The sequence below is a fragment of the Desulfobacterium sp. N47 genome (assembly GCF_051233685.1).
Lineage (GTDB): Bacteria > Desulfobacterota > Desulfobacteria > Desulfobacterales > RPRI01 > RPRI01.
This window is the reverse complement of record NZ_JBAMMY010000093.1, coordinates 1-5,869: the sequence shown is the minus strand read 5'-3', so window position 1 is coordinate 5,869 and position 5,869 is coordinate 1. Positions and strand designations below refer to the sequence as shown.

Sequence of the window (5,869 nt, the reverse complement as noted above, 5' to 3'; positions counted from 1 at the left end):
CTTTTTTCCATCGCATAACCAAGGCTCTGTGAATCTCATACTTGGATGACAACTCCGCTATCGTATCCTCTGACCTGATGGCTTCCAATGCAACCTTTGCTTTAAAATTCCCTGGATATTGCTTTCTCATTCTGTCTCCTTCATAATGGAGTCAATATCACAGAAAAAGCAGCTTAACCATCAGTTCAAATTTCGGGGTCCATTATAATGAGAGCTATTCAAGTTCTCCTGTAAAAAAATATTACATTTATCAGCCTGCATGTCAATTTTTTAAACCGATGGCCGCAGTAAATAAAAGTACTGAGATTATTCCTTCCGGGCCTGTTGCCGGACTTTTTACGGGTCTATATTTTTTTTAGCTATCAATTCCTGAAAATGGGATAATTCCCTAAGTAAAATGAACCTTTCTCCCTATTTACAAAGCTGATAATTTTAGTAAATTAAAAATCACATCACATCCGGCATAAATGAATATTAATCATATAAAAAAAAGGAGATTCATAATGGAGATTACTAAATGGAATCCTTGGCGGGAAATTGAGGATATGTTTGAACGCTATACAAAATCATTGGGTCATCCCAGTGGCGAATTCATTACTCCGGGAGATTGGGCTCCGCGGGTTGATATAGCTGAAACCGATACTGAGTTTATAATAAAGGCCGAGATTCCTGAGATCAGTAAAGATGATGTAAAAGTTACGATAGATAATGGAATATTGACGATAAAAGGGGAAAGAAAAAAAGAAAAAGAAGAGAAAGGCAAAAAGTATCATAGAATCGAGCGGTACTACGGAAATTTTATTCGAAGCTTTACATTACCTGATAATGTTGATGAATCAAATATTAAAGCTTCATTTAAAGACGGTATGCTGAGTCTTAACATTAAAAAGACCAAAGAATCGAAGCCCAAACTTATCGAAGTCAAACTGGAGTAGATAATATATTCCGGTTTCAATTAGCTTTTTGACCATTTTGAGAAATACTTTAATTTCCGTAAACAATAAAAAATGCAAGTTGTTTTAATAAGTTAATCCTGAGGTTCGCATTACTTCTTAATAGAAATTTTACAATCGGAAAGGATTATATCATGCGTAATAAAATAAAGGTCTCAAATATAAAAAAGCTCGAGTGCGATATTGGTTATGTGAAAAAAAGTCCTTGCAGGGATTGCCGTTTCAAGAAACAACTCCCTGATTGTTCTGAAAATTGCAAAATAATTAACCAGTTGCAAGCAACATTGGTTGATGTGATATCATGCTCTAATAATTATTCCGAGCTTGAAGCATTTTCACTGTCTTATCAGAATTTCTGATCCGTTAAGGCAATAAAACAGAATCCGTTACTCTGCTTTTTATGATCTCGTAGCATGATATAATTATTAATACATAGTCACTAAAACAGGTTAATAATATGGCCTCAAATTTTAGAATTATTGTCCAGCAAAATAAAGGTAGTCTTCATGTTGACCTGATAGGTGAATTTGACGGCTTTTCAGCAATAGAACTGATTGATGTTTTGAAAAATAATTGTGATAAAGTTAAAAATATTTTTATTAATACAAGCAGTCTTTTTTTAATTCATCCTTTGGCACTGGATATTTTTCAGAAAGAATGCCTTTTGAATGATTCTTTTCAGGATCTTTTGTTCATCGGAAAATATGGAAATATGATGGAACCGCAAGAAAGCGAATCATTCTGGTTTTAATTTTTTTAACAATTTTACCTGACAATAAATATCAATTAATCGCTTTTAAAAGCGGCATTTTTTTTCTTTTCTATATCCATTAATGAGATTTATCAGGGTTCTGCATAATTATTTTGTTGGAATAATGCCAAAACCAGCCCCATGAAGGAGTAAATATATGAGTTCCGCCAATCTGGAATTAAAATTTTATAGCGGTCAATCAGTGTTTTATGAAGAGGCAGGTTATGAACCTCTTCCTTGTATTGCAGACCGAAACGAAATTTATCCTTTCTGCGGTTACTATCGGGCGATTCTGCCCATGGAAGAAGTAATTGCGGTTGGATTCGGTAGTGCTCTTTTAACTAAAAACAGTAAGTGTGTATATGTATATGATGAAATGGCATCAACAGGTTATGGAAAATATATGACTGTGGCTCAGGCAGAAGAAATAGCTGCAGCGGACCCGAAATATGACTGGCGGATACATTTTATGGCTCCATTAAGCGATTTGCACTATCAGCGTCAGGGCAGGCAAAATTGGGTATTATATGAAAAAGGAGCCGGGTTTGCATGAAAAGAAAATTCATATGACAGATATAATCTTGTTGGAACTCTGAAAATAACAGATACTTTTGAATGGAGAATATAAAATGGCAGCGAATTTTAAGATACAGGTTTTTAGAAACAGTGAAAATGTTCATCTTAAATTATCCGGAGATTTCGATGGAAATTCAGCTTACGAATTAATCAATACTATAAACGGGTTGCGCTATAACGATAAAATATTTATACATACCAGCTGTTTAAAGCAACTCAATAATTTTGGAATCGAAGTGTTCCATAAAAACATTCCCAACCTGAATGTCCGTCCGGCTTCATGCTGGTTTACAGGAGATAAAGCAACTGAATTAATCCCTGAAAAAAACAATTCTTTTTTTGTAGCATATCAGTAAAGACACGAATAGCTGATGAATCACAGACAAAAACGGCTAGTGCTTTTTGGTCTTTCTCTTCTAAGTTAAAAGTATTTTAGTCAAAAATTCAAGTGATTCTGCCTCATACAATACAGGGGGCTTAACCGCCCCCGCCTTGTTGATAAATTATTTAATAATCCATCAAATTCTGTTTGCTTTCATAAACTCAATTCTATAATAGGATATGAAAAATGTCTCGCATGTTAACTTGTTTTGAGGTTGTTAAATTCCAAATCGGATAGTTTTGCTTAAAAGGAGAGATTGAATGAAAAAAATTGCTATAATACTGGTAACTTCTGTTTTTACATTTTTAACTTTGTTTATGACATCAAGTATTGCAGGAGAGCGACAAGGCGCAATTACTGTTACACCAAATATCGGCTGGTATTTTTTTGAAGGAGACCAGAAATTAGATGACGGGATTACTTCCGGAATAAACCTTGGATATAGTATTACTAAAAACTGGGGTGTGGAAGGATCAATAAATTATATCGATTCCGACCGCAAAGGTTTTAGAGATTCCGAAGTTACCGGTTATCTTTATAAATTGGATGCTTTGTATAATATAACAAAATTCGGCAAACTTGTTCCTTACCTTGCGGCAGGAGCCGGAGGAATTACATTGGATCCAAGCAAAGGAAATACGGAAACCGATTTTTTGCTTAATTACGGAGCCGGATTAAAATACTTTATTACAGACGATATCGCATTACGTGGGGATGTAAGACATGTTCTTCCGTTTAATGAATCCCAAAACAATTTATTGTGCACAGTGGGTGTATCCTTTTTATTTGGTGGTGAAAAAGATAAACCTAAAGTGGAGGAAACACCTAAAGTAGTTGAACCACCTAAAGCGGCAGAAGAACCACCTAAAGCGGTAGAAGAACCACCTAAAGCAGTTGAACCACCCAGAACAGACAGCGATGGTGATGGAGTATATGACGATCTTGATAAATGCCCGAACACTCCAAAAGGTGCCACTGTTGATTGCAGAGGATGCTGGATACTTCAAGGAGTATATTTTGATACGGCGAAATGGAACATCCTTTCCAAATACTTTCCGATTCTGGATAATGTAGTAAGTGTTATTAAAAAGAACCCTGACATGAAACTGGAAGTTCAGGGGCATACCGATAGCCGTGGAACTGCAAAATACAACCGGAAGCTTTCTGAAAACAGGGCCAAATCAGTAGTGGAATATTTTGTAAGTAAAGGTGTGGATCGTTCAATACTTACGGCAAAAGGATTTGGATTTACTGTTCCGGCTGCACCGAATGATAATGCAGAAGATATGGCAAAGAACCGCAGAGTTGAGCTTAAACCTATTTATTAAATTTAATGTTGGAAGCCGTCTTTCCTGATTTGATAACAGATTAAGGAAAACGATAGATAAATAGTACTCAAAGAGGCCGGACATACGTTTTGTCCGGCCTCTTTATTTATAAATAGAAGGAGTTAATTTATAATGCGCACTGGTATTGGTTACGATATTCATAAACTGGCTCACCATCGAAAGCTTATTCTTGGTGGAAGATTAATTCCGTTTGAAAAAGGACTCCTAGGCCATTCGGATGCTGATGTTGTTGTACATGCGGTTTGTGATGCTCTGTTGGGAGCTGCCGGTCTTGGAGATATCGGCATGCATTTTCCTGATACCGATCCTGAATATAAAGATATATGCAGTCTTGAACTTCTTGCAAAAATTTGCAGTATGTTGAAAAATAAAAACCATCGGATATGCAATATAGATTTGACGGTTTTTGCCGAAAAGCCTAAGCTATCTCCTTATAAAGCCGAAATGGAAGTAAATATCGCTCACACGGCAGATATTGATAAAGAACTTGTTAATGTTAAAGCAACAACTGCTGAAGGGCTGGGAGTTATCGGAAGCGGAGAAGGTATTGCGGCCATGTGTATTGTTTTGATTGACTGATTTGTTTGATTTTATCCATATAATAATAAAAAAAGCGGGAGGAAAATGTCCCTTCGTATATATAATACTATAGAAAGAAAAAAAGTTCCCTTTGAGCCTGTTCAACCGGGCAAGGTTTCAATGTATGTATGCGGCCCAACCGTTTATGATTCCTGCCACATCGGTCATGCAAGATCGGTTATTGTTTTTGATGTTATTTTAAAATATTTGAATGCAACCGGACTTGAGGTGACGTATGTCAGAAACTTTACCGACGTAGATGACAAGATAATAAATCGTGCCGTTCAGCTCGGTATTGAATCTCATGAAGTTGCTGAACGATATATCAAGGAATTTTATGAAGACATGGACGCCTTGAATATTAAAAGGGCGACTATAGAGCCGAAAGCAACCGAGCATATAGATAAGATCATAGCATTAATTGAAATATTGCTGAAAAAAGAGATAGCATACAGAATAGACGGAGATATATATTATTCGGTTGATAAATTTAAAGATTACGGAAAACTTTCAGGGCGTAAGCTTGAGGATATGGAAGCCGGAGCCAGAGTGGAGATTGATGAAAGAAAAAATAATCCCTTTGATTTTGCTTTGTGGAAGTCTCAGAAACCGGGAGAACCTTACTGGGAAAGCCCATGGGGCAGGGGAAGGCCGGGCTGGCATATCGAATGTTCCGCTATGAGCAGCGCCTATCTTGGTGAAACATTTGATATTCACGGAGGTGGCAAGGATCTGATTTTCCCTCATCATGAAAATGAGATAGCCCAGTCTGAAGGTGCTTTTGAAAAACCGTTTGCCAAATACTGGGTTCACAATGGTTTTGTAAATATAAACCATGAAAAGATGTCAAAATCTCTTGGCAATTTTCTTCTGATTAAAGACATACTTAAGTCATATCATCCCGATTCAGTTCGCCTCTTTCTTTTATCCAATCACTATAGAAGTCCGATAGATTTTACCGACAAGGCGATGGAAGAATCTGAAGCTGCGCTTGATAAAATATATTCCGCGATACAACGTGTTGAGGAAATTGCAGATATTACGGGAAAAGATTTCATAAACTATCCGGAAGGTTACTGGGAAAAGTTTTGCGAGTCGATGGATGATGACTTTAATACTGCAAAGGGCATTGGATATCTATTCGATTCTGTTCGCCATATAAACCGTCTGCTTGATGAAAACAGTAATTCGGATGAAATAAAAACCATAATTAACTCGATTTATGCAGATATACGCAAAATGGGTGATGTGATAGGCATTCTATCCGAACCGGCTGAAA

General features: G+C 36.5%; 7 protein-coding genes. All 7 read left to right on the top strand.

Translation table 11 applies throughout. The features are described 5' to 3' along the window. Positions 1-503 precede the first annotated feature (503 nt). Positions 504-935 (top strand): Hsp20/alpha crystallin family protein, encoded by a 432-nt coding sequence (locus VXK47_RS05975; protein ID WP_435547860.1) that lies wholly within the window; start codon positions 504-506, stop codon positions 933-935. Between the two features lie 475 nt (positions 936-1,410). Next, positions 1,411-1,704, top strand: coding sequence for a hypothetical protein (locus VXK47_RS05970; RefSeq protein ID WP_435547859.1), 294 nt, complete (start codon positions 1,411-1,413; stop codon positions 1,702-1,704). 157 nt (positions 1,705-1,861) lie between these two features. Beyond that, a complete protein-coding gene (locus VXK47_RS05965) occupies positions 1,862-2,257 on the top strand; it encodes a hypothetical protein (RefSeq protein ID WP_435547858.1) in 396 nt (131 codons plus the stop codon). A 76-nt stretch (positions 2,258-2,333) separates the two neighbouring features. Next, complete coding sequence (locus VXK47_RS05960; RefSeq protein ID WP_435547857.1) at positions 2,334-2,636, top strand: hypothetical protein; 303 nt, start codon at positions 2,334-2,336, stop codon at positions 2,634-2,636. Positions 2,637-2,922: 286 nt separating this feature from the next. After that, positions 2,923-3,990: an OmpA family protein gene (locus tag VXK47_RS05955; protein WP_435547856.1), complete on the top strand. Its 1,068-nt coding sequence runs from the start codon at positions 2,923-2,925 to the stop codon at positions 3,988-3,990. A gap of 132 nt (positions 3,991-4,122) precedes the next feature. Then, a complete protein-coding gene (gene ispF / locus VXK47_RS05950; RefSeq protein ID WP_435547855.1) occupies positions 4,123-4,590 on the top strand; it encodes a 2-C-methyl-D-erythritol 2,4-cyclodiphosphate synthase in 468 nt (155 codons plus the stop codon). Positions 4,591-4,635: 45 nt separating this feature from the next. Beyond that, positions 4,636-5,869, top strand: a 1,234-nt coding sequence (gene cysS / locus VXK47_RS05945; protein ID WP_435547854.1) for a cysteine--tRNA ligase, incomplete at its 3' end; no start/stop codon positions are given.